This window comes from Enterococcus sp. E5-37, from assembly GCF_035726925.1.
In the GTDB taxonomy this organism is placed as follows: domain Bacteria; phylum Bacillota; class Bacilli; order Lactobacillales; family Enterococcaceae; genus Enterococcus_B; species Enterococcus_B faecium.
The window spans coordinates 143,435-169,715 of sequence record NZ_JAPMLG010000005.1; the positions used below are offsets into that span (position 1 = coordinate 143,435).

Genomic DNA, 26,281 nt, shown 5'->3' on the forward strand with positions numbered 1-26,281 from the left:
CTGTTTGACAAGTCCGTTTCAGAGTCTTCAAGGCCAGGACCACTTCATCTTGTTTACTCGTCCTTACGCTCAAAGCGATTATGGTCTCTTTGATTGAATTTTTCCATGTTTTTTTCAAAAACTTCAGTTAAGTCGATATTCAATGAATTAGCCATGATCATCGTAACGAATAAAACATCACCAAGTTCTTCTGCTACCGAGTTAACTGGTTCAGAAGCCTTTTTGCTTTTTTCTCCATAAGTGTGGTTGACTTCTCTTGCCAATTCACCTACTTCTTCAGTTAATCGAGCCATCTGAGCTAATGGAGAGAAATACCCCACCTTGAATTGCTGGATATATTCATCCACTTCCTGCTGCATACTGTATAAAGAACGCTTTTTATCCATCTTTTTCCCTCCAAAACTATCTTACCAAAACTTTAACGCAAATCCTAGATAAGAGCAATTGAGAAAATCGAATTTCCATGCTACATTTAGGAAGGAATTTCTAAATGGAAATTCTGTGAAAATACATAATTGAAAGCTGGAATTCATATGGTCAAACGAAAAACAGTAAAAGAAGTTCTTTTTATCATTATAGGAACAAGTATTTATGCATTTGGTCTTGTTTACTTGAACATCGCTAATCATTTAGCAGAAGGGGGAGTCTCAGGGATCACCTTGATCTTAAGAGCTTTATTTGGTATTGATCCAGCTTATACGACTTTATTAATCAACATCCCATTGATTTTACTAGGAGGAAAGATCCTCGGTAAACGTTCCTTGGCCTATACTGTTCTAGGTACACTTTCTTTGTCATTCTTTTTATGGATATGGCAAAGGGTTCCACTAGAAATCAATTTACAGCATGATCTACTGATCGTTTCTCTACTTGCGGGTTTAGTTGCAGGTGTAGGAAGCGGAATCGTCTACCGCATGGGTGGAACAACAGGCGGCAGCGATATTATCGCTCGGATTTTAGAACAAAATTACGGCATCACTATGGGGCGTTCCCTATTGGCATTTGATATCATCGTCTTACTTGCTTCATTAACCTATATCGACTTGAAACGTATGATGTATACGTTGATTGTTTCGTATGTTTTCAGTCGTGTGATTGATTCGATCTTAGATGGCGGATATTCTGCAAAAGGTCTACTTGTCGTCTCCAACAAAAGCGAAGAGATTGCACCACTACTGATGACCGGTCTGCAAAGAGGTGTGACTTTCCTTTCTGGAGAAGGCGCATTCTCTGGTAATTCAAAAAAAATCATCTATATGGTCGTTAGCTCTAGTGAATTAACTGAAGCTAAGAGGATCGTCCATGAGATTGACGAAAAAGCTTTCCTTTCAATCATCAATGTGCATGAAGTGGAAGGGCAAGGCTTTACTTATTTGAAGCCACAGACAAGATTACTGAAAAAACTATAAGAAAAAAGACAAAGATAGGCTATGAGGAAAGATTCCACATCCAGCTGACCTTTGTCTTTTTTAGTACTATACTATTTTTAACTAATTGTTATGTTCACTTACCCGGTTACTTTTCTTTTGTGTCTGCAAAAGGATCTTTCGGTTAACTTCATCAGATAATTTCAAAAAAGCATCCCTATCTCCATCTTCTAGTGCTTGATCGATTTGAGCATAAAGCATTTTTAGTTTTGCCTCTTCTTCTTTTTCTTGAAAATATCGTTCGATTAATTCAGTATCTTCTTCACTGACTGAAGAATCCCAAGAAGAAAATGGATTGTCTTCTAAGATAGATAGATATTCTCTTGTCTGCCAAGCATTTTCGAATATACATTCCACATATAAAGGCTTTTTCCAATTCAAACGGATTTCATGAAAAATCTGGTCTGTATCCGTAAATTCTTTTCCCTGCAAAAACAATTTCATGGGTTCCCCTTCAACAGATAGATCACTGATCTGCAGTCCTCGATCCGCAAAATTCGCCCCTTCAACAAAGTGGACATTGCTTAAAATCGCTTCATGATTGGCAAGATAATTCAAGATCCAAAAAACTTCTCTTCGGCTAAAAGATACATGATTGACCATCCACGTTAAAAAATTCTTCTTTTCCCGTACATCAATTAGCATTTTTCTCACCTCTCTGTTAGGTCATCTAATAATGACAGTGCCTCCATATCTCCTGGTTCAAGTGTTAAATAATAAGTCAATAGTTCTTGCGCTCTTTTCAGCTGCCCTTCTTCTCTTAAGAAAAAGGCATACTCTTTCAAGAAATCTGGTTCATGTGATAGTTCATGATAAGCCTGTTCATAGTGTACAGCTGCAACGGTAAAGTCTTCTAATTCATTATAAGCATGGGCTAGGTTCCATTCTGCATAAGGATTAGCAGTTTCTTCCATCTGATTGATCACTTGTATCACATCTTCATATCTTTCATCATCCAAGTAAAGATTGCTTAAAGTAAGTAATGTTTCATCTTGTTTGTCTCCTACTTCTAAAGCTTTCAGTAAAAGTTCTTCTGCTCGCTGTCTATCATGCAGTCGGAAAGCATTTTCCGAGGCCAGATGATAAAGTTCGACTTGGTAAGGATTTTCTTTGATTCCTTCTTCTAACACTGTTTGTGCTTCTTCAATCATTTCTTCTTCTTGAAGAGCTTGTCCTAGATATAGATATAACGATTGATAATGCGGATTAACTTCTCGAAGTTCTTCCAGATAGTTGATTGCCTGCTGATTTTCTTTCAATTGAAGATTCGTAAAAGCTAGCTGGAACAGTCGATCATCTGTCCTTTCTTCTTTCAATGCTTCTTCTAAAGGTGCGATAGCTGCTTCGAATTCTCCTTGCATACTTAAGGATTGTCCTAAACGTTCCTGCATCGAGATTCCTGAAATTTCATTTATCCCGCTTGCCAACAATGTTTCATAAACCACTGCTGCCTCTTTGAAACGATCAACTGAAAAATACAATTCAGCTAGCGCAAACTGGATCAATGGTTCATCAGGAAGCAACCCAGCTGCTTCTTTCAATTTTGCTTCACTCACTTCAGGAATTCCGATAACTTGGTACAAATCAGCTATCGCCAATAAGCTTTGCGGATAGTAATCACTTTGCTTATCCACTTTTTCCAGGTATTCAAAAGCTAAGTCGATCTCATTATCTTCGATTGCAATTTCTGCTAACGGGATGTTCAGTCCGTCATTTTCTGGGTATTGGTTGATCAGTTGTTCAAAAATCTGTTTTGCTTCGATCAAAAAGCCAATAGCCAGCAATTCTTCGCCTAGTTCAGCTAATATATCTGCTGGGTCTTCTTTTAATGCTTTTTCTAAAAAGATTTGTGCTTGTGACAAGTCTTCATCTGATAAAGCTTGCAACATTTTTTCGCTATTTGTATTCATTTCAATTCCCTCTTATCTCACTGACGATTTGTTGAAATACCGTCATTGTTCTCAATAATTCTTTTTCGTTTGGACGTTGGTATCCGTCTATTATACCTATTTTTTCTAAAACAAGTATTTTTTTGCTTTTTTCTGCCAAAAAAAGAACTTTTTCCAAATACTCCATCTTTGAAATCTGTTCCAGCCAGTGGATTGGATAGCCAAGCAAGTCCAGCCACACAAAAAAGTTTTTTAGTTGGAAATCAAAAGGATATGCTTGGAGATTCCACACGAAATGAAACATCATTCCTAAAAATTTTTTCATACTAGCAGAAAGTAGATGGCCATTTTCGGTCAGATAAAAAGCTTGTTCAAACAGTTTACCATAATTTGACAGGTTTTCTGCCTCTAATTGATAAAAATAGATCATTTCTTCGATCATCCCGGCAAACGGCCGAGTCGTTAATTGCTTTTTATTTGGATAGTTTTTATACAGATTTTGCAAAAAACGATGATCACAAATCATTCCGCAACAGATAAAAGTCAAAAAGTCAATCTGCTTTCCGTCCACTTGCCGCTCGCTGATCGTTTGATCATAAACGATGCGTTCTGGCAGATTGATGGTTTGCAGCACTACACGATTTGGTAGCTGCAAAATCGTCCGCTGCGGTGTTAATGCTCGGCTTAGAGAACGGATCGATACAGGGATCATCCATAGTGATAAATCAAGGGTTGTATGTTTTTGAAAAAAACCTGCCAGATCCATGATCCCTTCATTTCCAAATCCGATGACAAACATGGATTGATTTTCGGGATAGCGTTTGACGAAATCAAGCAGGTTCTTTAATTCTGTTAAATGATTGCATTGAGTGTTGGCACAAATATACCAGTCATTGTTTGCTTGATTTGCAAATAACGGGTTGATCTTATCTGCAAACAAATCATAATAGCGCTGATTCGTTAAAAATAAGATTGGCTGATCAATGGAAAGTTCTCTTAGCTGGCTGACTAGCGTTTCTCCGTAAAACACTTTCGTCAACGCATCTTCTACTTGATAATCAAGTTCCATACGCATCCCTCCTCTTCTTATTTTCATTTTACCATTAGTAAGCAAATTCTAGAAAAGATAAGAGCAAAGCTCACCACATAACTTGGAAATAAATAAAAATTAAATAAAATACATGTGTTTTCTATGTATGACATACGGATTCGAAATCTCTGTCTCTTATTTATTCCTTTTCTGCTAGGAAATAAAAAGAAAAGCACTTGTAACCCTAGAGCCACAAGCGCTTTTTCAACTGTCTTATTTAACAGCGTCTTTTAATGCTTTACCTGGTTTGAATGCAGGTACTTTGCTAGCTGGAATTTCGATTTCTTCACCAGTTTGTGGGTTGCGACCTTTGCGAGCTGCGCGTTCGCGAACTTCAAAGTTACCAAAACCGATTAATTGAACTTTTTCGCCGTTAGCTAAAGCATCTTGAATAGTTGAAAATACAGCATCTACTGCTGCAGTTGCATCTTTTTTAGTTAAATCAGTAGCTGAAGCAACTTTTTCGATTAATTCTGCTTTGTTTGCCATGGATAGATTCACCTCCTCCACAAGAGATATGATAGAAATATCATTTAGTTAAAACTTTCTGAGTGGTCCAGAAGTTTAAAAAGAAATATTGATTAACTTCAATATTCTGTTATCACGATATCATATGAACCGCTTAATAGCAAGGTTTTTACCAATTTTCACATGCTTTTTTTAGTCATAGAAACGTAACAAACGAAACTGTCTTTTTCTTTTGAAAAAAAAACGTCGATATGGTAAAATGCCTATTTTCTCCTACGAGGGATAATCCGGATGGACGTTCCTTCAAAAGTAAATGCTTTTCTGATTTGATTTTCTAAGAAACGTTCATAAGAAAAATGCATCAATTCCTCTTCATTGACAAAAACGACAAATGTAGGTGGTTTGACAGCGACTTGTGTAGCATAAAAAATCTTCAGGCGTTTTCCTTTATCTGTTGGTGTTGGATTGATTGCTACAGCATCCATAATGATATCATTCAACACAGCCGAAGAGATACGAAGATTCTGGTTCATACTTACTTGTTCGATCATTTCAGGCAGACGTTCCAACCGTTGTTTAGTCACTGCAGAAACAAAAACGATTGGAGCGTAATCAAGATACCGGAATTCATCACGAATCTCTTGTTCGAAATCACGCATTGTATTGGTTTCTTTCTTTACAAGATCCCATTTATTCACGACGATAATAATTCCACGACCAGCTTCATGGGCGTAACCCGCTACTCGCTTGTCTTGTTCCCGAATCCCTTCTTCAGCATTCAGTACCATCAAAACGATATCAGAACGGTCAATGGCACGCATTGCACGCATCACGCTATATTTTTCAGTATTTTCGTATACTTTTCCGCGTTTACGCATACCAGCTGTATCGATCATTAAGAATTTCTGACCACTTTCAGAAACGAAGTGGGTGTCGATTGCGTCTCGGGTCGTTCCTTCAATATCCGAAACAATTACACGTTCTTCTCCTAAAATCGCATTGATCAAAGAGGATTTACCAACATTTGGGCGACCAATCAAACTAAACTTAATCGTGTCGTCGTCCTCTTCTTCAGTCTCTTCAGAGAAATACTTCACTGCTTCATCTAAAATATCACCAATCCCTAGTCCATGGCTTCCTGAAACAGGATAAGGATCGCCTAGCCCTAAGGAATAAAATTCATAGATATCGTTTCTCATTTCTGGATTATCTACTTTATTGACTGCTAAAATCACTGGTTTATTACTTCTGTATAAAATTTTCGCAACCATCTCATCTGCGTCTGTCATGCCTTCGCGTCCGCTGACTACACAAATGATTACATCTGCTTCTTCAATCGCGATTTCTGCTTGATGCTTGATCTGATCCATAAAAGGTTCATCGCCAAGATCAATTCCGCCTGTGTCGATCACGCTGAATTCTCGACCTAACCATTCACCTTTTGCATAAATACGATCACGAGTTACTCCAGGAGTATCTTCGACAATCGAGATACGCTCACCAGCGATGCGGTTAAAAATCGTAGACTTACCGACGTTCGGGCGGCCAACGATTGCAATTGTTGGATTTGCCATATTATTTCCTCCTCACAAGTTTCCAATCTCACTTAGTTTAACGAATGCATTGCCAACTTTCAAGCATAGATTGTCAATTAAACGAAGTATTTTTATTCCTTATTGAAATACTAATCGCTTTTCAAAAGAAAAACTGAGACAAAAGCAGCTGCTTTCATCTCAGTCACAGATACAAAATCAATTATTTTTCAGAATCATCGGTTGCTTTTTCTTCTACTTCTTCTTTCAACGCATCACCTAAAATGTCTCCCATAGTAAATCCAGTATTTTCTTCTGGTAATTCATAAGACTCAACATTTTTTGGTTCTTCTTCTGAAGCTGGTTTTTCTTCTAAAGCTTTGATACTCAATGCAATACGATGTTCTTCTGGATGGATCTCTAATACTTTCACTTTCACTTCGTCACCTTCATGAAGCACTTCATGTGGTGTCGCAATATGTTTATGTGAAATTTGAGAGATATGGACTAGCCCTTCTACTCCAGGGAACACTTCAACAAAGGCACCGAAGCTTGTCAAACGTTTAACTGTTCCGTCTAATACTGTGCCAACTGGAGCTTTTGTATCGATTTCTGACCAAGGTCCAGGCTGTGTGTCTTTGATTGACAAGGAAACACGTTCTTGTTCAGGATTGATAGACAACACTTTGACATTTACATCATCATTGACAGCCAATACATCACTTGGTTTTGCTACATGACTATGTGAAATCTCTGAGACATGGACTAGACCGTCAATTCCGCCTAGGTCGACAAATGCGCCAAAATCAGTAAGACGTGCAACACGTCCACTGAGAACATCTCCCTCATGAATCGTTGAAAGAATTTCTTTTTTCTTTTCTTCTCTTTCGTTTTCCACTACCGCTTTATGCGATAAGATCAAACGATTTTCTGATGGTTCGATTTCGATGATTTTAAAGCTCAATGTTTTGCCTTTATAGTCTGAAAAGTCTGCAACAAAATGATCTTCCACCATTGATGCAGGGACAAAACCACGTACACCGACGTCAACGACTAAACCGCCTTTGACAACATTTGTAACAGGTGCTTCGATCACCTTGCCCTCTTGGAAATCTCTTTCGATATCTTCCCAAACTTTTTTAGCATCTAAACGGCGTTTTGAAAGTAGGTAGCTGCCGTTTTCTTTATCTTTGCCGATCGTACTGATAACGACTAAGTCTAATACATCACCGACTTTTACTACTTCGCTGATATCTTCTACCGGCAAAGTTGATAATTCTTTTGCCGGAACGACTCCTTCAACTCCAGCCCCTTCGATTCCGACAATCACTTGTTTGTCTTCAATGACTAAAACTTCGCCCTTAACAACATCGCCAACTTTTACTTCTTGTACGCTTTTCATTGCGTCTTCCATTGACTGGTTGTTCTCTTGATTTTGATCAAATTCTGTCATAACACTTGTCCTCCTAACCAACATTCTGCCGTAAGTACGGTACTGTTTTTAGTTTAATTGATTATTCAAAAAAAATAAAGCGATTTCGTTCGTTTTCCTTGAAAAAACAATTGTTTTTCATTTTTTTCTTAATTTAAAAAAGAAGATAACCTTTTTTCAAAACAACAGCTTTTATTGCTGCAACGACTTCTGGAATCGATTTGCCAGTCGTATCGATACGAACAGCATCCTCTGCTTGCTTCAGCGGAGAGACGTCCCTTGTTGAATCATAATGGTCTCTTTCCTGTATCTCTTTCGTCAGTGTTTCAAGATCAGTCGGAATTCCTTTTTCTTGGTTCTCTTTGAAACGTCTTTCTGCACGCTCACTTACGCTTGCTACTAAAAAGATTTTCACTTCTGCATTCGGTAATACAGCTGTCCCGATGTCTCTTCCGTCCATGACAACGCCACCGCGTTCCCCTATTTTTCGTTGGATAGCAACTAATTCTTCTCTGACTTTTCCATGTGCAGAGACTTCAGAAACAGCTTTTGTGACATCTGGTTGACGGATTTCTAATGTCACATCTTTTGATGCTATGAATACATGCTGTCCATCTTCTTGTTGTGAAAAAGAGATAGGATACTTTTTGATCAGCGAAACTAGCCCTTCTTCATCTGAAAAAGATACATTGTTCGTAATAGCTAAATAAGTTACTGCGCGATACATGGCACCGGTATCTGTATAAATATAATTCAATTCTTTTGCTAATATCTTGGCAACGGTACTTTTCCCAGATGAAGCAGGCCCGTCGATTGCAATACTGATTTGTGTCATGATATAACTCCTTTTTCTCAAAAAAAAAGCCGCAAAGCGCGGCTATTATTATTTAATTCTTAATTCTTGACCAGGGTAAAGCATAAAGTTGTTTGGATCTAAGCCATTCAATTCAAACAATTGATCAGTGGTGATTCCTGCACGCTCAGCCACTTGTTTTGGACCTTCGCCTGCTTGAACAGTCGTTGTTGAACCGGCTGCAGCTGATGAAGAAGGTGTTGTTTCTGCTGCATTGCTGCTTGAATCCCCTGCTTGATAAGTTGCCTCACTTGAGGAAGTCGGTGTTGTCTCTGCTGCAATACTGCTTTCTGACGTTACACCTGTATCTTGAGACACAGTAGATTCTTCCGCGATTGTACTAGATTCTACTGTTGAAGTCTCAGTTGACTCCTCTTTTGTTGTACTTGTAGAACTTTCAACTACTGATGTCGAAGTTTCAGAAGAAGTTGCTGCTGTTGCATTGTTGCTTGATCCATTTCTGATCCAGAAATAAGCACCTGCTGGAATAGCGATACATAAGACCAGTAAAATCAAAAATAGCGAAAGAAATAATGTATTTCCTTTCTTTTGTTGTCTCTGAGAACTTCTTGATGAAACTTCATCATCTGTATCGTAGATTGGTTGTTCCCATGGTTCTTGTGTTTCGTTATTTTCTGTAGATTGATGTCTATCTTTTCTGCTCACTGTTTTACCTCCTAAACTCTATCGTGTGTATTATACCATAGGAAAAAGTGTCTTGTCCTAAAAAATCAATGTTCCATGTTTTTTTTAAATAAATTTAGTAAAATCGTTTCCCAATGAAGTTGTTCAGTCTTAGAAAAAAGCTTCCTCTTTGGCAGAAGTTCTGCTTTTGCTCCATCAATATCACAACAATTCTGCGGCTTTTCGGAGAGTTTTTCGCCAAAATAAGCTAAGATGAATTTTCTGCGGCAGTTTTCTTCATTAATATAGCGAAGCATCTGCTGCAGGCGGAATTCTTTTTCTTTTTCCTGACGTTTGAGCCGTTCCACCCAATTTTCTGGTTTTTCAGACTGCTGGATCAGCTCCATCCATTTTTTTTGCAGCTCATCAAAGGGAGCTTGCTCTGTGGCATATTCCAAATAAAGCTCAAAACTTTGTCGCTGTTCTCTAGAAAGTTGATTAAAGAAATAATGGATACGTTCATCCCCACTTTGATAAAAAAGAATTGCTGCACTTTCTTCCTGATCTCTGCCTGCTCGACCGATTTCTTGTACATAGTTTTCTAGACTGTCTGGCAAATCATAATGGACCACATAACGGATATCAGATTTATCGATCCCCATACCAAATGCATTCGTAGCAATGAGAAACTGCAGCTGATTTTTTACAAACTGCTGTTGAAGTTGTCTTCTTTGAGCTGCATCAAGACCACCGTGATAGTATCCAACTGTAAAACGTTCCCTGAATAAATGATACAATCGTTCGACTTCTTTTTTTGTTGCACAATAAATGATTGCCGCTCCTTGTGCTCTTTCCATGAAGTGTTCAAGTTCTTGTTCTTTTTGCTGCGTTTTCCGAACAAAAAGCGAGATGTTTTGCCGATTGACTGATTGTCTGATCTCTTTTGGTGGTCGATCAAATAGTACATGACGTATATCTCTTGCTACTAAATCTGTTGCTGTCGCCGTTAGTGCCAGCGTGACCGGGTTTCCTAAAAGCTTTCGGATTTTTCCTAACTGTTGATATTCTGGACGGAAATCAACGCCCCATTGAGACACGCAATGAGCCTCATCTACTACATATAACGCAATATTTTGTTTTTTCAGATGCTCTAAAAGAGAAGGATTAGTCAACATTTCGGGACTCAAAAACAAAAATTTATATTGCGATAGATGACGGAGGACGTATCTTCTTTCAGATTGCGAAAGTAAACTATTGAAAGCAGCTACTCGTTTCTCCCCTCGTTTTTGTAATTGCGTCACTTGATCTTCCATTAGAGAAAGCAGTGGTGACACGATGATGACCAGACCTTCCATTAAATACCCCGTCAATTGATAGCAAAGGCTTTTTCCCGTTCCTGTAGGCAAAATAGCGAGAGTATCTTCTCCATCAAGCAACGCCTGAATAATTTCTTCTTGGCCGGGTCGAAATGAATCAAATCCAAAATATTTTTTTAATTCATTTATTAACATTCTGTATCGCTTCCTTTCTCAATAGATAGATTTGATACAAACGAAATTCTCCATAATCTAATTGTCCATCTACATTCCATTCGCTAAAGCGCCACTCTCGCACGGAATCCTTATTTGGTTCCAAATGTCCGATTGTTTCTGCAGAGAGAATCCGCTCGTATGGAAAATCATCAAAAAACAAGGCCCACTCAATAAGATGATCTGTTACTGTTCCTCTTTTTAAATGACGGATTGCCATGATCTGGTCAATTGTCTGACCATTCATAAACATCTGCTTGGTGATCATCATGCTTTGATTGAAATTTTGCTGTAATAATGAATCGATCAAAGCGTGCCAAAGCGAATCTGGCCGTTTTTCGATTTGTGCTAACAAAAGGTGGATACATCTGCTTTGTTGCAGATAAACCGCTGACTCATCATTGTTTTTTGCCAGCTGATAAGGAAGCAGACCTGTTCGCTCATTTCCAGATAATTGGTTAGCTAAAAAATCTGCTGCTTCTTCTGGTATCTCCGAAAACAGCTGCACCAAACTCTCATACGCAGTATCAATCAAAATTTCACGTGGCAATTGGCTTTCACTAAGCCATTTTTTTAGTTGAAAAGTATAAAAAGGACTTGTCTCTGCTGGAAGATAGTCTTGAATACCCGTTGCCAGATTAGAAATTACTTGAACAGCAAATTTAATGAGCCGCCAACTAGTTTCCCCAGTTCTGCCATAGCGGTCAAAACGCAAACCAGTATGTTCTATTTGATGTTCGGACAACATATCAGCCCCTGTAGGCGTTAGCTTTGCTTCATTTTCATTTATTTCGATCCAACCTTGCTGCGCAATTTTTTGCAAAATTTGATAAAACTTATCCTGATTCAATTCTGGAAAACTGTTATGGATAAACAAAAGTTCGTGAGTAAATCCATAAATAAGTACTGAAGTCGTTCGTTTTCCCACAAGGAGTTGGTAAAGAGAACTAATCCGCAGCTTGTGTCCTGATGAAAATAGCGATAAAATAAAAACAATCATATTATTCTCCTTAAGTTAGGATGGTTAGAAATGTCACTACTATGTAAACTTGTACCTGAACGCTGTATTGCATGCGGTCTTTGTCAAATCGAAGCGCCAGATATTTTCGATTATGATGAAGAAGGAATCGTTTTATTTGCCCAAGAACCAGAGGCTCATCAACAGTTCGTCATGCCGGAAGAAGAAGCGTATGTAAGAAAAGCGTATCAAAAATGTCCAGTTCGGGCGATTTTATTAGAAAACAAAATTTAAGTCAAACTAAGCTTTAAAAATGAACACTAGATTTTCTAAACTTGAAAATAAGCCGGGATCTGTTTCTCTTGTTCCGTGAAATCCCGACTTATTTTGAAAGATTCATTTGCTATCTATAGTTATTTGACTAGTTTTTTCACGGACCCTATAGGACCCATTTATATTATTTCAACTTTTTCAGCCAGTTTTCCAATGTATTGACGATCACAGTTTGCTGGTCTGCGTTAGAAATTTCTGCCTCTCCATCTCCTTTTTGCTCACCATAGCTGCCAAAACCTCCATGATTTCCGCCATTGATTGATACATACTCTGTTCTTTCCGGTAAATACTGCTTAGCTTCTTGATAAGCTTCCTGATTCAATACTTTATCTTTTGTCGCCGTGATCGATAAAACAGGAACAGCTGATTCTGTCAATGTTCCTTTTTTGTCGGGATAACTTGCCATGAAGAATACCCCTTTTAAATGTTTGTCTGAATGATTCTTATTGACATAACGACTTGCCATTACGCCACCTAATGAATGGCCACCGATTACATAATCGGAATTTGGAAAATCTTCTTTGACCTTATCCGCTTTGTTTCCGCCCATCACTGCTAGATCAAGTGGCATTTTGACAATAGCGACTGAAAAGCCGTTTTTTGCTAAATCTTGCGCCCAAATACTATAACTTTCTGGCTCTACGAGAGCACCAGGATAAAAAATAAGTAATGGAGACTTTCCATGATTCTTTTTCTCTCCTTCAAAAAATAAGTAATCTTCTTTGTTTTTTCCTTCTTTTACCAACACTTGCGCTTCTGACGATGGTTCGTACGTATTTTGCTGTATATAGTAATAACCGGCTCCACCGAGTAATCCTAAAATGATGACTAAGCCAATTAGTATTCGTCTAAATATTTTCACTTTCTCCCACCTTTTCTATCTGAGTGACCCCTTTTTCTTAATCAAGTATGATTATACCTTAAAAAAAATAAGAGAGAAATGCAAACTTTCCAGCATCAAATAAAAAAAGACGGAATATCCATTTGAATATCCGCCCTTTTTGTATGTTTATTTTTATTTAGCACATAAACGATACACAGCTTCTGCATAAATTTCCATTGCTTTATACATACTACTTAATTCCCATCGTTCATTCGCCTGGTGCATAAAGTCAGGAGTATCAGGGAACATCGCACCGAATGCCACACACTGGTTCATCGTACGAGCAAAAGTAGCGCCGCCTGATACAAACGGTTCAGTCATGTCTCCAGTAATATCGCGATATGTCCCCAATAGATTTTTCACTAACTCACTGTCTAGTGGCACGTATAATGAATCAAGGAAGTCAAATTCTTCATAAGTCAACCCATATTTTTCTGCTGTTTTAGTTAATTTAGCTACTAAATCATCTTTCTTGAATGTAACAGGGATTCTCATATCTACACCGATTTTTGTTTGTTCTGGTGTGATTTCCAAACTTGCAAAGTTCATCGTTAGCTCGCCGGATTGTTCATCTTCTGTTTTGCCCACGACAGCTTCACCAGTTGCATTTTCTTGAACTAATTTTCCTAAGAAATTGATTGGGCCAAAATCGAATACTTCTGAAAGAGCAATTGCCAGACGAGAAATAGCATTCACTCCTTGTGCTGCATCTTTCGCGTGGATACTTTTACCAAGAACGACGATGCCTTCACCTTGTTCTTCGAAATCGAATTCGTGTTTTTTCAATGCTTCTTTTACTTCAGAAAGCTTTTCTCCAGAGTAAGGAGCTGCATCAGGAACAACATTCAACGCTCCTCCAGCTTTTACAGAAAACTCGTTCGTTCCTGGTCCTGTCAAGTAAGCTTGCAATAAGCCTTTTTCTGCATAAATTAAAGGAAATTCAGCATCTGGCGCAAATCCTTGCGTAATTCCTTCTTCTTTTTCGTTATATTTTTCTAAACAACGCCATAAATTTTCTTCATCTGTACCAAAGATAAAACGAATACGTGTCTTGAATTCCACGCCAGCATCAATCAAAGCTTTGACGGCATACATTGCCGCAATAGAAGGACCTTTGTCATCTTGGGATCCGCGACCAACTAACCAGCCGTCTTTTATAGTTGGATCGAATGGTTTTGTTTCCCAATTATTTTCGTCCCCTGCTGGAACAACGTCCATATGACACAAGATACCGAATAATTCATCTCCAGAGCCAATCTCTGAATAACCGTAATAGCCTTCTGGATCTTTAAATGTTCTAAATCCTAGATTTTCACTGATTTCCAATACTTTATCCAAAGCTTCAATCACTTTTTTACCGAAGGGATGTCCTTGTCCTGAATCTGCTTCATCTAGTACGGAAGGAATTCGGATCAATTCGCTCAATGATTCTAATGCTTGTTCATGATGTTGTTCTGTCACAAATTTTTTCATGCTATTATCCTCCTAATATGTTAAAAAGGGTCATGTCAAATTCCTCCGACACAACCTCTTCTTCTCAAATAATGACGTTTTAAGCCTGCTCCATCAGCAAGCAGAATGTTCTTAACAAATGATGAAAGAAAAAACACTCACTGAATGGAGCTATTGACTTGTCCACGTGCTTATCGATAGCCGTTTATCGGTTTCTTCATTCTTATGATAGACCTTGTACCTGTATTTGTCTAGGTTTAGAACATTGCTGCTACACCTAGGATCACACAGATGGCTACAAATAATATCGCAATTAATTTACCGGTAAATTTCCACCACACTGAAACATCGAAACGAGCAATTGCTACAGCACCCATTACGATAGCAGATGTTGGTGTAATTAAGTTTACTAAACCAGATGCAGATTGATAAGCAGTGATTACTAAATCCTTACCGACGCCGGCAAATTCACCCATAGGTCCCATGATTCCCATTGTTGCAGCAGCTAAGCCGGAAGTTGAAGGAATCAAGAATGACATAGGGATATAGAAAATAAATGTAATAATGATGAATACACTTGAAGATAATGAACTTAATCCTTGTTCGCCCCAATGTAAGATGGTGTCTGTGATTAATCCATTGTTCATAACCACTTGGATACCACGAGCAACAGCTACTACGATTGCTACACCGATCAAATCAGAAGCACCAGCTAAAAATTCAGAGACAAATTCAGACTCTTTCATGCCATAAGTGATTGCTACTACGATGGACATTACTAAGAATAACATAGTAATTTCTGGGAAGTACCAGTCACCTAATGGAAGCATGCTTTTACCTAGAACCGTACCTAGTACCGGAAGGTTTGTTAACCAGTTTGTCAATGATTCAAAAATCGTGAAATTCGCATTCAAGGTTGTCCAAGGAATCAAACTGATGATCATGATACCAAAAGTAATAAAGAACAATACATTAACATGTTTTTGTTTTTTCGTGATTACTTCTTGACGACCGATTGCTTCAATATCGAAATGCTTCATATCTTCTTTACGTTGGTTGTATACTAATGATTTTGTTGGATCTTTTTCGATCTTTGATGCATAACGATACACATATACAATAGAAATAGCTAACAAAATAACGAACATCAAGAATCGAAGACCAATACCTTCACCCATCGAAATCCCAACAGCTTGTGAAGCTACGCCTGTTGCAAAAGGATTTACCGTTGAAGCTAGACAGCCTACTTGAGACCCTACTAATACGATTGCTACAGCTACTACTGTATCAAAGCCTACAGCCATCATGACTGGGATCAGTAAAGCATAGAATGGAATCGTTTCTTCTGCCATTCCGTAAGTAGAGCCGCCTAATGCAAATAACAGCATCAATACTGGAATAAGCATTTTTTCTTTTCCTTTGAATTTCTTCACAACTGAAGCAATCCCGGCATCTAGTGCCCCTGTTTTGTTGATAATACCTAAAAATCCACCAACAACCAAAATGAAGAAAGAGATTGGGATTGCAGCAGGTGTTTCTTTAGTTAGCTCCCCCGCTGGTACACCTAGCATCCCATTGATTGGCGCCATGAAAATATCCCACAGCCCTTGAGGATTTTGTTGTACTCGTTCATATGATCCAGCGACGATGTTGCCTGCATCGTCTACACTATAGTGCCCAGCTGGTATAAACCAAGTAAGTACAGCGATTACTGCAATAATAATAAATAAGACCGTATACGCTGAAGGCATTTGAAATTTTTTCTTTTTTGTTTGTTCCATCTTCTTCTTCCTTTCTTTTCCGTTAGAGACAACAATTTTGGCTCTAATGTTATTTTATCAAAAAGAGTATCAGAACAAAAATAATAACACGCATTTTGTAAAACTTTTGTTCAAAAAGTTCGTTTTTCCCTATTCCCTCCTCTTTTTTCAGGTTTTTAAAGCTTTCTTCTTTTTCATTGTAGCGTTTCCTTTTTTTTATAAACAAACATTTTCGTCTTTTAAAAGGAGAAGAATTTCACATTTGTAAAGAATTGATTGATTTTTATGCATAAATCAAAAAAATACTCAAAACAAACAAATAAAACGTTTACATTATTGCATGTCTTGTATTTTTTTCCAAAAAAAAAGACCAAGAAATTTCTTGATCTTTTTGATATTTATTTGACTGCTGTATGACGTTGTTCGAACTGATGTTGTTTTCGACTTAACCATGGAAGAAGTTGCGCATGCAGCACTAAAAAGACAGCGCTCACGATGAATCCTTTGATCAAGTTGAAAGGAACGATCCCAATCAGTACATAGTTTGCTAAAGACATGCCCAGCATCTGTGTTGCGTTCAGTCCTAAAAACATTAAGTAAAGAGGCGTAATAACGAAATAATTTGCGATACTCATAAAAATAGTTAGAGCGATGGTTCCTGTAATGACACCTAAAAATTTGTTTCTTCCTTTATGCTGTTTCTTTACACTAAAGAAATAATAAATCGGGAATGTAAAGATCGTTGTTGATAAGAAACTAGCAGTGTCTCCTACCAAATTATCTGGAGAAAAACCTGTAGTCAGCAGATGTAATACTGAACGCAAGAACGCTGTTGCAACTCCGGCCGCTGGACCGAATAAGAACATGCTGATCAATACCGGGATATCACTAAAATCGATCTTCAAAAAACTAAAAGCTGGCATGATCGGAAAAGCAAAATACTGTAAAACTAATGCGATTGCAGCAAACATCGCTACTGCAACCATTTTCTGTACACGGGTGTTCTTCATTTGAAATCCTCCTGTTAGGACTCCTCTTCAGCGAACTTTTTGACGTTTCTCTCCAAATGAAAAAACTCTATTTTCCAGGGAAAATAGAGTTAGAGTTATTTGATCAAGCGTCGTCAAATAAGCTCTATCTTCTTTATCCAGACTATACTGTCGGTATCGGAATTTCACCGATTCAGCTATTTTTTGCAAAATAGGTCGTGGACTATAACCACCGGTCGGGAATTTCACCCTGCCCCTGAAGACGAACCTTATATAATTTTTGTTTACATATTCATTATACATATCTATTCAAAAAACGCAACATCTAACACTTATAAAAAGTAAGCGTTCATTTTGAGTGATTCAGCAAACTGCTGACTTCTTTTTTGTTCAGTTCACGGTAATCCCCAGGACGTAGGCCTTGTAAAGTCAGATCTCCGTATTTTTCACGTTTTAGTTTTTGCACAGGAAGGCCAACTGCTTGAAGCATATTTTTCACTTGATGATTACGTCCTTCGTGAATCGTCAATTCCACGATACTGTGGTTTGTCTTAGGATCCACTGATAAAATTTGGAATTTAGCTGGAGATGTTTTTCGTCCTTCGATCTTTATTCCTTTTTTCAAAGGTGCAAGCATCGATTTTGTAGCGATCCCTTTTACCTTTGCAACGTAAACTTTATCCACTTCATGTTTTGGATGTGTCAGGCGCTGAGCAAAATCTCCATCATTTGTCAGTAGCAAGATCCCCGAAGTATCGTAATCTAGTCGACCTACAGGATAGATACGTTCTTTTACCATCGGCAAAAGATCCGTAACAACTTTTCTTCCTTTGTCATCTGCTACAGCAGAAATAACTCCTTTAGGTTTGTACAATAAATAATAACCGTATTCTTCTTGATAAATTGGGACTTCATCCACTTCCACAGTGTCATGTTTCCCAACTTTTATCCCTAATTCCCTTACAACTTGTCCGTTTACTTTTACACGTCCTGCAAGGATGAATTCTTCTGCTTTTCGACGAGAAGTGATGCCAGCGTGGGCAATTACTTTCTGCAATCTCTCCATTACAATTATTCTCCTTTATTCATTCCATCAAAGAATAGATCTGGTGACACGTCTTCTTCAAGTGAAATTTCCATTTCTTGTGTATCAGGCAGTTCTTCTAATGATTTCAAACCAAAATAATCTAAGAAGTAGCCAGTTGTTCCATATAATATCGGCCGACCTGGCCCTTCTACTCTACCTTTTTCTTCAATCAGTTTATGGGCAGCTAGACGCTGTACCGCTCCTGAAACCTGAACTCCTCGAATCTGCTCGATTTCAGCTCTTGTGATTGGCTGTTTATAAGCGATGATTGCTAAGGTTTCGACAGCGGCTTGAGATAATGTGTTTGATGTCCCTTGCGCATATCGCTTAAGTAAGGGAGCCAGCTCTTTTTTAGTCGTTAATACATAATGGCTTTCCGTTTCAAAAATATGCAAAGCTGAGTGCGAGTTTTGAGTGTAAGATTCTTTTAATTCTTTCACTAAACTTGTGACTTCTGCTTCGCTGAGATTTAACAGTCCGCTTAATTCTTCATTACTGATCCCTTCCTCGCCAACAATAAAAAGAAGGGCTTCAAGTTCACTTAATTTCGTCATGTTCGGTATCTCCTACTGCTGGATAAAGCATAATTGATTCATAGTTTTCTTTTTGTTGCGCAATGATCTGCCCTTTTTTCATCAATTCTAGCAAAGCCATAAAAGTAGTGACAACTTCACTTTTAGAAGGTGACTCAAAAAAAGAATCGAAAGTACAGCCATGCGCATTTCTTTTTATACGCTCTTCGATAAATACCATTCGTTCTTCGATCGTTGTGTCATCGGGCGTGATCGTTTTTTCCACTTTTTGAGAAAATTTCTTACGTTCTAAGATTTTCTGCATGGCACGGATCAAATCGATTTTTTTGACTTGTCCTCGCTTCAACGGCTTTTCAACATCCGCTAACCCATCGATGTTCATAGGTTCTTTTGTGTAATAAAGACTTCGTTCCTCTGCTTTTTCTGTCAGTCTTTCAGCTGCATATTTATATTTACGGTATTCTAAAAGCTGAGTGACCAATTCTTCTCGAGGATCTTCTTCCCATAATTCTTCATCGTCTGTGACGAATTCTTGGACAGGAAGCAACGTCTTACTTTTGATTGCCATCAATGTAGCAGCCATCACTAGGTATTCTCCTGCAACAGCTAGCTCTAGTGTTTTCATTGTATGGATATAATTCATATATTGCTCCGTGATCGTAGCGATCGGTATATCATATATATCGATTTCCATTTGCTGAATCAGATGAAGCAGCAGATCGAGAGGACCCTCGAATACATCTAATTTAATATTGATCTCCGTCAACTCATTCACTCTTTCTTCTTTTTCTTTGCTAGCCATTTTCCAATGTAAGGCTCTGTGATTTCAGTTGCACGGATGGAGACATCCGGGTACTTTTCCTGTAATTCATCTAACATTTGAAAGCCCATATTCTCACCGCGATAAGACGGATTCAAAGAAATGTCATGGATGATCAGCTGATCGTTCGTTGCCCAGTAAACACCAATAATCCCTTGAATGTTGGTTGAACCTTCTGGCGTAAAGAAAAAAAGTTCATAATCGTCTTCAGATTCGTACGTATCAATCTCCTTCAACAAAGAAGTTTTACCTGTCAGTTTCTTATGGAAACTCAATAGTCCCATAGCAATTTTACGGTTTTCTTTCCGGTAATGTGTTAACATCTTCTCACCTTCCTATGACTAAGCCCTTGGAAAATGCTGCTTATAAACATCCGTCATTCTTTTCTTCGTGATATGTGTATAAATCTGAGTCGTAGAGATATCCGCGTGACCTAACAATTCCTGTACTGTCCGCAAATCAGCTCCATTTTCTAGCAGATGTGTGGCAAAGCTATGCCGCAGCGTATGTGGTGTTACTTCTTTGTAAATCCCAGCCTCTCGTACTAGCTGCTTCAGATTTTTCCAGATTCCTTGCCGAGAAAGACCTTTCCCATGATTATTGACAAATACATGCATTTCAGATGCGTCCTTTACAAGTAATGGACGTGCTTCGTCTAAGTAGCGTTCCAGCCATTGGATCGCATAATCACCTAAAGGAATGATCCGCTCTTTATCTCCTTTTCCAACTGTCTGCACCAGTCCAAGAGAAAGATGAAGATCTCCCAATTTCAATCCAATCAATTCACTGACGCGCATCCCAGTAGCATACATGACTTCCAAGATTGCACGATCTCTTATCCCTAACGTTTTTGTCGTATCAGGTGCTTCAATCAGCTTTTCTACTTCTGTCAGAGTCAATGTACTTGGTAATTTCTGTGCTTTCTTCGGCGTATCAATATGTTGCATCGGATCATGATCAGTGATACGCTCTTGCCGTAAAAACTGATGGAATCTTCTGAGACTTGAGATCATCCGAGTAACAGTTGCTGTCGCTTTTTTTTCTTCATGCAACTTCTCCAGAAAACGGATGACTAAAAAGCGATCGACATCCTGCCATGAAGCAATTTTCTGCTCCTGTAGAAAATGCAAGTACTGTTCCAAATCACGTTCATAGCTTTGTCGTGTATTGGCGGACAATCCCCGTTCAATATTCAAGTAGTGGAGATAATCGTTGATTTGCTCTTTCATAATAATCCCCCTCATGCCTCTCTATCATATCAGATACCGCTTCATTCTGATAGTCTTTTTCCATAATCTGAGCAAAGAAAAAGCCGTCTAGACACTCAGACGGACTGGTTTCTTTTTTCTTTTTCATAGCATTCCTGACAGATTCCATGGAACGTTAGCCGATGATCTTTTACTAAAAAATGATAACGTTCTTCTACTACTTGCTCCACTTCAAGTAAAAGATCCTCTTCTACTTCCTCGATCGTGCCGCAGTTCAAGCATAGTAAATGATGATGGAAATGTTTGGCGCCTTCTTTTCTCAAATCATAACGGGCTAATCCATCATTAAAACTTACTTTATCGACAATTTTCAATTCTGTCAAGATTTCAAGGGTTCGATAAACAGTAGCAAGTCCAATTTCCGGACTCTTTTTTTTCACTAAAAAGAAGATTTCTTCTGCAGATAAATGCTCTTTCTCATTTTCCAAAAGCACAAGCAGAGTAGCTTCTCTTTGCGGTGTCAGCTTAAACCCCGCTTCATGTAGCTGCTGTTTTGTTTTTTTCATCGCCGAAATAGCATTCATGACCATTTACTCAACCCCAACAATTTATAATAATTACAAATAAAAAAAGATATAACACTATGTTAATTAAAATTATTATAAGCTAGTTAAGAAAAACATGCAAGGGATTCTCAATTAGATTTTTTGACTAGTTTTGTCACACCGTTTTCTTGTGTAATCAATCCTTGTTTCAAAAGATTACCTAATGCGCGCTTAAATGCTCCTTTGCTGATACCAAAAGCTTTCATGATTTCTTCTGGATCCGATTTATCTGTAAAGTTGATTTGCTGATCTGCAGAACGTTCTAAAATGGTTAAAATCATTTGTGCATCATCTGATATAGCTTCATATGCTCTTGGCTTCAATGAAAGATTCAGTACACCGTCTGGTCGGACACCAATCACTCGACCTTTTATCTGCTCGCCTAGACGAGGTTCATTATATCGTTCAGAAGGATGGATAAACCCAAGATAGAAATCTTCCGTTAAAACGTACGTACCTGTTAATTTCAAGCGGTATGCTGTTCCTATCACATCTTTGTTTTTCATTTCTTCTGTTCCATATTTGCTTAAAGATTTGAATATTTTTTCATCTGCTAAACTGCCCCAAATACGGTCTTTTGCATCAACTCTAAGGGAAATCATCAAGCGATCCCCTTTTTTAGGCCATAGCTCTGTCATTGTCGGCAATTCATCAAGAGATACGACAAAGTCTTTATCTGGAAGACCGATATCGACAAACGCACCTAAATCTTTTCGTGTAGCAGTAACGATTCCAAAAGCGTAATGACCGATACGGCTTTTAGGAATTTGTGTAGTGATCCGATTTTCATGTTTTTGATTTTGGTAACCGAATCCTTCAACTGCTTCACCGATTTTGTGTTCACCTTCTGATTTGCTTAAGCCAAAGGTTTGTCCGTTTTTTTGGACAAAGTAGTTTTTTTCATTTTCATCAATAATAATACCTGTAAATATAGTTGCTAATAAATCGTTCATTTTTTTCTCCCTCTATAGTGAAAGGTTTTCTTAATACATTTCTTTGCTATCATAACATAATGTTTTCTGATTGAATAGCTGACCCTTGCTTAAGGGAAATGAAAAAGGGAGTATGACAAAAATTGTGTCACATTCCGCTTTTTCGAGCAAGCGGTATTCAATCAGTTAGTCTTCGGTACTAGATCAAAAAGCGGGAAAATATGAGAAGCTGATTTTCCTGTTTTTTTCTCTAATACTCAGAATAAAATGCTGATTTTACAATCTCTTTCTTAAACGGTGTTCTCTTGCCAACTCTGACTCACAATTCACAATAGTCAGTCATAAACTATGAGAAGCTGTTTTTTGAAATTGTTCCTTGTGACTCAGAATTAAACGGCAGGCTCACAACCTCTTTCATTTGCCTAAAATTAATTGCTCCCATTTCCTCCGAACCATCCAGTTTTACAGTTGATCGTTACGATATAAAATGGCAAAGCACTTTCTCCAATACCTTTCATCAATGCAGATTTTGTTGAAGTGGCATATAGATTATAATAGCCTTCCCCATTTTCGATTCTGGCTTTTTCTAATCTGTAACCTCCTTCAACGATATATCCACGTTGGATACATGTAGCAATTACTTTGCTTTGGACACCTGGTGCCCAAGTCCACGCAGGATTAGACGCATCGGCAATATCACTTGCTCTGGCTGATTTGATTGGCTGATTCGCTGAGTTTGAAGAGGGAGGAGTCGCTGAAGCAGCTTCTTGCTGTGCTGCTTGTGCGACCGCAGCTTGTTGAGCGGCTTGAGTGGCAGCTGCTGCTTGAGCCGCTTGTTTTGCTTGTTCTTCAGCTGCTTTTTTCGCTTCTTCTGCTTTTTTCTTTTCCTCTTCTTCTTTTTTCTCTTTATCAGTGAGCATCTTATCTACTTGTTTCAATTGTTCATTCAACTGAGCAGATAGATCTGTATTTTTCACCTTTTCTACTGTTTCTTTTGCCGTCTTGTATTGGTCGCGTGTTGCTGAATCCACTACTTTTCCGTCTTTAAAGACTATAGCTGTTTTTTCTTTAGCTGTTTGCAATTCAGCATATTGATTTTTAGCTTCTGTTTGTGCTTGTTGAATTAATTTTCCAAAATCTGTGTTATCCGTTTCGATTGCTTGGATCTCTTTATCTGCTTTCAACTTGATGTCATCTGCTAGATGATCATCGACGATGGCAGGTGCTATGAACCACTCATTCACTTTTTGGATATCTCGGATCTTAGATTGGATATCTTGGTAAGTTGTTTCTAACTCTGAATATCCTTTTTCATTCTTAAGACTGGATAAATCATTTTTTAGTTTTGATAAATCTTGATGGATCATGCCTGAACGAATGAATTGATGGTGATCATCCGTATAAAATGAAGCAAGTGCCCCACGAAGCTCTTCCATTTGTTGCTGTCTTTTTGCTTCCGCAGCTACTTCGGCTTCTACTTTTTGATGATGGTCATAATAAGCCCAGCTTCCTCCACCGAGTAGAAGTACTGCTGCTAAAACGAGATAAGGTACTTTTTTTGATTTTTTCTTTTGCGCTTTATCTGGATCTGTTTTTTCTAAGTTTGATTCTTGATGTGTTTTTTCAGCATCTGGCACGATTGTTATTGATTTCGCTTCTGCTTCAAACAGCTTAGGCTGGTTCTCTTCTTTTTCTATTTTTGCTTCAAGAGCAGTACCCTCTTTGCTTACAGATTGATTTTCAGCATCGGCTTCATTATTTATTCCATCCGACTCTGTTGCCTTCTTGTCTGCTTTTTCGAGCATTTCTTTTTTATCTGCTTCCGGCAGTTTATTCGTTTTTTCCTCTTCTAATTGTTTTTCAGTAAATACTTCAGTTTTTTCTGGGATATCCGTTTTTACGTCTTTTATTTTTACTGTTTCTTTACCTGTGGCGTTTTCTCTATCAGAGTCTTTTTCAGTTTCTTGTTCCTTTTCTGGCTCTACTTTGTTTTCCTGTGCAATTTTTTCACTGATCATTTTGAGCAGCTCTTTCGCGTGCTCTTCTTTTGTATCTTCACGATGTGCTTTGATATAAGCGGATAGTATCGAATTTTCTTCCTCATTATCGACGATTTCTTTCAGTTCAGCTACTCTTCTTTTTTGTTTTGATTCAAGCGTTTCTTCTTGATTCTTTCCTGATTCTTCCGAAGTCTCATGAACAGTTGCTTTCTTCTGTTCATTTTTCTCTATATTAGTTACTTGATCGTGAGCAGGTGGTTCTTCGTCTTCTGGTTCTGCTTTTTCGAATAATTCCATTACAGATTCTAGAGGTAAATCTTTCAATTCCGACCATTCGATTGGATCGTTTAATTCTGTATCAGGAAAGACTGCATCTTCAGTTGATTCATCCTGCATAGTTGCATCTGTATTTGTTTCTTCAATTGATTCTTTTATTTGCTGATCTTCTGCAGTTATTTGATGACCGCAGTCTGGACAGATAGTATTCTGCTCCATTTTTTTCGATCCGCAATTTGGACATTTTTTCATCACTTAGCGATCGGCTCCTTTACTAGGTTTACGCTACCATTTAATCTATCATATTCTATACGTCACGCCAATAGCTTATTTTTAGGATTTACTTAAAAATAATGAATGAATTTCCTTCCTATAGAAAAAAAGCTTGAGACTGCGTAGTCTCAAGCTTTTTTTCTTTTAAAATAAACCAAACAGTTTTACTGATTTCTCTTCTGGTCAATAGTCCACGCTTATTCTAAGAAATCTTTTAATTGTTTTGAACGAGAAGGATGGCGCAATTTTCTTAATGCTTTAGCCTCGATCTGACGAATACGTTCCCGAGTAACACCAAATACTTTCCCTACTTCTTCCAATGTTCTCGTCCGGCCATCATCTAAACCAAAACGTAAGCGAAGGACATTTTCCTCCCGGTCAGTCAATGTATCTAGTACATCTTCCAATTGTTCTTTTAGTAACTCATAAGCTGCGTGTTCTGCTGGACTTGTTGCTTCCTGGTCTTCTATGAAATCACCTAAGTGAGAGTCATCTTCTTCACCGATTGGCGTTTCAAGGGAAACAGGTTCTTGCGCGATTTTCAAGATTTCTCGGACTTTTTCTGTTGGAAGATCCATTTCCGCACCGATTTCTTCTGGCGTAGGTTCTCTTCCAAGGTCTTGCAGCAATTGACGTTGGATACGTATCAATTTATTAATTGTTTCAACCATATGAACTGGAATACGGATCGTACGTGCTTGGTCAGCGATTGCTCGAGTGATGGCTTGACGAATCCACCATGTAGCATAGGTTGAAAACTTAAATCCTTTGCGGTAGTCAAATTTTTCAACTGCCTTCATCAGTCCCATGTTTCCTTCTTGGATCAAGTCAAGGAACTGCATGCCTCGTCCTACATAACGTTTAGCGATACTTACTACTAAACGAAGGTTTGCTTCTGCCAGACGCTGTTTCGCTTCTTGGTCGCCTTCTTCGATTTTCAATGCTAACGCTACTTCTTCTTCCGCAGTTAAAAGGGAGACACGGCCAATTTCTTTCAGATACATACGAACCGGGTCATTGATTTTTACACCGGTTGGCGCAGATAGATCTTCTGTTTTTGCTTGTTCAGCTTTTTTCTCAGCACTCTTCAAGCTGTGAATTGATGGATCACCATTTTCATCCACCACACTGATACCTGCGTCTTCAATCTTTTGGATCAATTTGTCCATTTCATCTGCATTCAAAGTGAATGGTGTAGCAAGCTGATTGGATAAATCATCATATACAACTTGTCGTTTGGGTTTGTTTTCTTTGATGAAAGCTGCTACTGCTGCTTCATACGTTTTTTTATCTGTTCCATTTGCCATAAAAGAAGGCCCCCCTTGAGT

The 26,281-nt window shown here is 38.2% G+C and carries 26 protein-coding genes and 1 riboswitch; of the genes, 2 read left to right on the top strand and 24 right to left on the bottom strand.

Going from position 1 to position 26,281, the window contains the following annotated elements; genetic code table 11:
* Window positions 1–53: 53 nt before the first annotated feature.
* Complete coding sequence (locus OS138_RS05935; RefSeq protein ID WP_002290045.1) at window positions 54–386, bottom strand: nucleotide pyrophosphohydrolase; 333 nt, start codon at window positions 384–386, stop codon at window positions 54–56.
* A gap of 147 nt (window positions 387–533) precedes the next feature.
* Here OS138_RS05935 and OS138_RS05940 point away from each other — a divergent pair, with 147 nt between their 5' ends.
* A complete protein-coding gene (locus OS138_RS05940; RefSeq protein ID WP_002294412.1) occupies window positions 534–1,409 on the top strand; it encodes a YitT family protein in 876 nt (291 codons plus the stop codon).
* 81 nt (window positions 1,410–1,490) lie between these two features.
* Here OS138_RS05940 and OS138_RS05945 read toward each other — a convergent pair whose 3' ends face one another.
* The 10 genes from OS138_RS05945 to OS138_RS05990 form a co-directional block, all read right to left on the bottom strand.
* On the bottom strand, window positions 1,491–2,072 hold the full coding sequence (locus OS138_RS05945; RefSeq protein ID WP_002289878.1) for a ReoY family proteolytic degradation factor: 582 nt from the start codon (window positions 2,070–2,072) through the stop codon (window positions 1,491–1,493).
* A 5-nt stretch (window positions 2,073–2,077) separates the two neighbouring features.
* Window positions 2,078–3,337, bottom strand: coding sequence for a tetratricopeptide repeat protein (locus OS138_RS05950; protein WP_002298134.1), 1,260 nt, complete (start codon window positions 3,335–3,337; stop codon window positions 2,078–2,080).
* 1 nt (window position 3,338) lies between these two features.
* On the bottom strand, window positions 3,339–4,385 hold the full coding sequence (locus OS138_RS05955) for a hypothetical protein (RefSeq protein ID WP_325069832.1): 1,047 nt from the start codon (window positions 4,383–4,385) through the stop codon (window positions 3,339–3,341).
* A 234-nt stretch (window positions 4,386–4,619) separates the two neighbouring features.
* Window positions 4,620–4,895 carry an HU family DNA-binding protein gene (locus tag OS138_RS05960; RefSeq protein ID WP_002290178.1) on the bottom strand — a complete coding sequence of 92 codons (276 nt, stop codon included), beginning with the start codon at window positions 4,893–4,895 and terminating at the stop codon, window positions 4,620–4,622.
* Window positions 4,896–5,137: 242 nt separating this feature from the next.
* Window positions 5,138–6,448, bottom strand: coding sequence for a ribosome biogenesis GTPase Der (gene der / locus OS138_RS05965; protein WP_325069833.1), 1,311 nt, complete (start codon window positions 6,446–6,448; stop codon window positions 5,138–5,140).
* Between the two features lie 181 nt (window positions 6,449–6,629).
* The gene (gene rpsA / locus OS138_RS05970; RefSeq protein ID WP_002294406.1) at window positions 6,630–7,859 is read right to left on the bottom strand and encodes a 30S ribosomal protein S1; all 1,230 of its coding nucleotides are present in this window, start codon (window positions 7,857–7,859) and stop codon (window positions 6,630–6,632) included.
* A gap of 133 nt (window positions 7,860–7,992) precedes the next feature.
* Window positions 7,993–8,673 carry a (d)CMP kinase gene (gene cmk, locus OS138_RS05975; RefSeq protein ID WP_002294405.1) on the bottom strand — a complete coding sequence of 227 codons (681 nt, stop codon included), beginning with the start codon at window positions 8,671–8,673 and terminating at the stop codon, window positions 7,993–7,995.
* Window positions 8,674–8,721: 48 nt separating this feature from the next.
* Complete coding sequence (locus tag OS138_RS05980) at window positions 8,722–9,357, bottom strand: SAG1386/EF1546 family surface-associated protein (protein WP_002294404.1); 636 nt, start codon at window positions 9,355–9,357, stop codon at window positions 8,722–8,724.
* A gap of 65 nt (window positions 9,358–9,422) precedes the next feature.
* Entirely contained in the window at window positions 9,423–10,826 is a 1,404-nt protein-coding gene (locus tag OS138_RS05985) for a RecQ family ATP-dependent DNA helicase (protein WP_002311164.1), read from the bottom strand.
* The gene (locus OS138_RS05990; RefSeq protein WP_087626131.1) at window positions 10,813–11,844 is read right to left on the bottom strand and encodes a helix-turn-helix domain-containing protein; all 1,032 of its coding nucleotides are present in this window, start codon (window positions 11,842–11,844) and stop codon (window positions 10,813–10,815) included. The genes OS138_RS05985 and OS138_RS05990 overlap by 14 nt, the downstream gene beginning before the upstream one ends.
* A gap of 30 nt (window positions 11,845–11,874) precedes the next feature.
* Here OS138_RS05990 and OS138_RS05995 point away from each other — a divergent pair, with 30 nt between their 5' ends.
* Window positions 11,875–12,096, top strand: a complete 222-nt coding sequence (locus OS138_RS05995; RefSeq protein WP_002309599.1) for a ferredoxin — start codon at window positions 11,875–11,877, stop codon at window positions 12,094–12,096.
* Between the two features lie 163 nt (window positions 12,097–12,259).
* Here the strand turns inward: OS138_RS05995 and OS138_RS06000 are convergent, their stop codons facing one another.
* From OS138_RS06000 to rpoD, 13 genes are all read right to left on the bottom strand, one after another.
* Window positions 12,260–12,997 (bottom strand): thioesterase, encoded by a 738-nt coding sequence (locus OS138_RS06000; protein ID WP_002294400.1) that lies wholly within the window; start codon window positions 12,995–12,997, stop codon window positions 12,260–12,262.
* A gap of 153 nt (window positions 12,998–13,150) precedes the next feature.
* Complete coding sequence (locus OS138_RS06005; protein WP_325069835.1) at window positions 13,151–14,491, bottom strand: M20 family metallopeptidase; 1,341 nt, start codon at window positions 14,489–14,491, stop codon at window positions 13,151–13,153.
* A gap of 236 nt (window positions 14,492–14,727) precedes the next feature.
* On the bottom strand, window positions 14,728–16,251 hold the full coding sequence (locus OS138_RS06010) for a YfcC family protein (protein ID WP_002290168.1): 1,524 nt from the start codon (window positions 16,249–16,251) through the stop codon (window positions 14,728–14,730).
* A 377-nt stretch (window positions 16,252–16,628) separates the two neighbouring features.
* Entirely contained in the window at window positions 16,629–17,240 is a 612-nt protein-coding gene (locus tag OS138_RS06015; RefSeq protein ID WP_002294393.1) for an ECF transporter S component, read from the bottom strand.
* A gap of 122 nt (window positions 17,241–17,362) precedes the next feature.
* Window positions 17,363–17,487, bottom strand: a riboswitch (FMN riboswitch).
* 81 nt (window positions 17,488–17,568) lie between these two features.
* Window positions 17,569–18,285, bottom strand: coding sequence for a pseudouridine synthase (locus OS138_RS06020; RefSeq protein WP_325069836.1), 717 nt, complete (start codon window positions 18,283–18,285; stop codon window positions 17,569–17,571).
* A gap of 5 nt (window positions 18,286–18,290) precedes the next feature.
* Window positions 18,291–18,860: an SMC-Scp complex subunit ScpB gene (gene scpB / locus OS138_RS06025; protein ID WP_002296975.1), complete on the bottom strand. Its 570-nt coding sequence runs from the start codon at window positions 18,858–18,860 to the stop codon at window positions 18,291–18,293.
* Window positions 18,844–19,614: a segregation/condensation protein A gene (locus tag OS138_RS06030; protein ID WP_281666565.1), complete on the bottom strand. Its 771-nt coding sequence runs from the start codon at window positions 19,612–19,614 to the stop codon at window positions 18,844–18,846. Before OS138_RS06030 ends, scpB begins: the two co-directional genes overlap by 17 nt.
* Window positions 19,611–19,982 (bottom strand): GNAT family N-acetyltransferase, encoded by a 372-nt coding sequence (locus OS138_RS06035; protein WP_002298147.1) that lies wholly within the window; start codon window positions 19,980–19,982, stop codon window positions 19,611–19,613. The genes OS138_RS06030 and OS138_RS06035 overlap by 4 nt, the downstream gene beginning before the upstream one ends.
* An 18-nt stretch (window positions 19,983–20,000) precedes the next feature.
* Window positions 20,001–20,888: a site-specific tyrosine recombinase XerD gene (gene xerD, locus OS138_RS06040; protein WP_002294386.1), complete on the bottom strand. Its 888-nt coding sequence runs from the start codon at window positions 20,886–20,888 to the stop codon at window positions 20,001–20,003.
* Window positions 20,889–20,983: 95 nt separating this feature from the next.
* The gene (gene fur / locus OS138_RS06045) at window positions 20,984–21,457 is read right to left on the bottom strand and encodes a ferric iron uptake transcriptional regulator (RefSeq protein ID WP_002294385.1); all 474 of its coding nucleotides are present in this window, start codon (window positions 21,455–21,457) and stop codon (window positions 20,984–20,986) included.
* A gap of 104 nt (window positions 21,458–21,561) precedes the next feature.
* On the bottom strand, window positions 21,562–22,425 hold the full coding sequence (locus OS138_RS06050; protein WP_002290060.1) for a virulence factor B family protein: 864 nt from the start codon (window positions 22,423–22,425) through the stop codon (window positions 21,562–21,564).
* A gap of 407 nt (window positions 22,426–22,832) precedes the next feature.
* Window positions 22,833–24,932, bottom strand: coding sequence for a cell division site-positioning protein MapZ family protein (locus OS138_RS06055; RefSeq protein WP_325069855.1), 2,100 nt, complete (start codon window positions 24,930–24,932; stop codon window positions 22,833–22,835).
* Window positions 24,933–25,150: 218 nt separating this feature from the next.
* Window positions 25,151–26,260 (bottom strand): RNA polymerase sigma factor RpoD, encoded by a 1,110-nt coding sequence (rpoD, locus tag OS138_RS06060; protein ID WP_002289498.1) that lies wholly within the window; start codon window positions 26,258–26,260, stop codon window positions 25,151–25,153.
* Between the last annotated feature and the right edge of the window lie 21 nt (window positions 26,261–26,281).

Bases quoted from the DNA above. Each gene is read 5' to 3' on its own strand.
- OS138_RS05935 (WP_002290045.1), bottom strand. From the start codon at position 386: ATGGATAAAAAGCGTTCTTTATACAGTATGCAGCAGGAAGTGGATGAA.
- OS138_RS05940 (WP_002294412.1), top strand. From the start codon at position 534: ATGGTCAAACGAAAAACAGTAAAAGAAGTTCTTTTTATCATTATAGGA.
- OS138_RS05945 (WP_002289878.1), bottom strand. From the start codon at position 2,072: ATGCTAATTGATGTACGGGAAAAGAAGAATTTTTTAACGTGGATGGTC.
- OS138_RS05950 (WP_002298134.1), bottom strand. From the start codon at position 3,337: ATGAATACAAATAGCGAAAAAATGTTGCAAGCTTTATCAGATGAAGAC.
- OS138_RS05955 (WP_325069832.1), bottom strand. From the start codon at position 4,385: ATGGAACTTGATTATCAAGTAGAAGATGCGTTGACGAAAGTGTTTTAC.
- OS138_RS05960 (WP_002290178.1), bottom strand. From the start codon at position 4,895: ATGGCAAACAAAGCAGAATTAATCGAAAAAGTTGCTTCAGCTACTGAT.
- der (WP_325069833.1), bottom strand. From the start codon at position 6,448: ATGGCAAATCCAACAATTGCAATCGTTGGCCGCCCGAACGTCGGTAAG.
- rpsA (WP_002294406.1), bottom strand. From the start codon at position 7,859: ATGACAGAATTTGATCAAAATCAAGAGAACAACCAGTCAATGGAAGAC.
- cmk (WP_002294405.1), bottom strand. From the start codon at position 8,673: ATGACACAAATCAGTATTGCAATCGACGGGCCTGCTTCATCTGGGAAA.
- OS138_RS05985 (WP_002311164.1), bottom strand. From the start codon at position 10,826: ATGTTAATAAATGAATTAAAAAAATATTTTGGATTTGATTCATTTCGA.
- OS138_RS05990 (WP_087626131.1), bottom strand. From the start codon at position 11,844: ATGATTGTTTTTATTTTATCGCTATTTTCATCAGGACACAAGCTGCGG.
- OS138_RS05995 (WP_002309599.1), top strand. From the start codon at position 11,875: ATGTCACTACTATGTAAACTTGTACCTGAACGCTGTATTGCATGCGGT.
- OS138_RS06005 (WP_325069835.1), bottom strand. From the start codon at position 14,491: ATGAAAAAATTTGTGACAGAACAACATCATGAACAAGCATTAGAATCA.
- OS138_RS06010 (WP_002290168.1), bottom strand. From the start codon at position 16,251: ATGGAACAAACAAAAAAGAAAAAATTTCAAATGCCTTCAGCGTATACG.
- OS138_RS06015 (WP_002294393.1), bottom strand. From the start codon at position 17,240: ATGAAGAACACCCGTGTACAGAAAATGGTTGCAGTAGCGATGTTTGCT.
- OS138_RS06020 (WP_325069836.1), bottom strand. From the start codon at position 18,285: ATGGAGAGATTGCAGAAAGTAATTGCCCACGCTGGCATCACTTCTCGT.
- scpB (WP_002296975.1), bottom strand. From the start codon at position 18,860: ATGACGAAATTAAGTGAACTTGAAGCCCTTCTTTTTATTGTTGGCGAG.
- OS138_RS06035 (WP_002298147.1), bottom strand. From the start codon at position 19,982: ATGTTAACACATTACCGGAAAGAAAACCGTAAAATTGCTATGGGACTA.
- xerD (WP_002294386.1), bottom strand. From the start codon at position 20,888: ATGAAAGAGCAAATCAACGATTATCTCCACTACTTGAATATTGAACGG.
- fur (WP_002294385.1), bottom strand. From the start codon at position 21,457: ATGGTCATGAATGCTATTTCGGCGATGAAAAAAACAAAACAGCAGCTA.
- OS138_RS06050 (WP_002290060.1), bottom strand. From the start codon at position 22,425: ATGAACGATTTATTAGCAACTATATTTACAGGTATTATTATTGATGAA.
- OS138_RS06055 (WP_325069855.1), bottom strand. From the start codon at position 24,932: ATGAAAAAATGTCCAAATTGCGGATCGAAAAAAATGGAGCAGAATACT.
- rpoD (WP_002289498.1), bottom strand. From the start codon at position 26,260: ATGGCAAATGGAACAGATAAAAAAACGTATGAAGCAGCAGTAGCAGCT.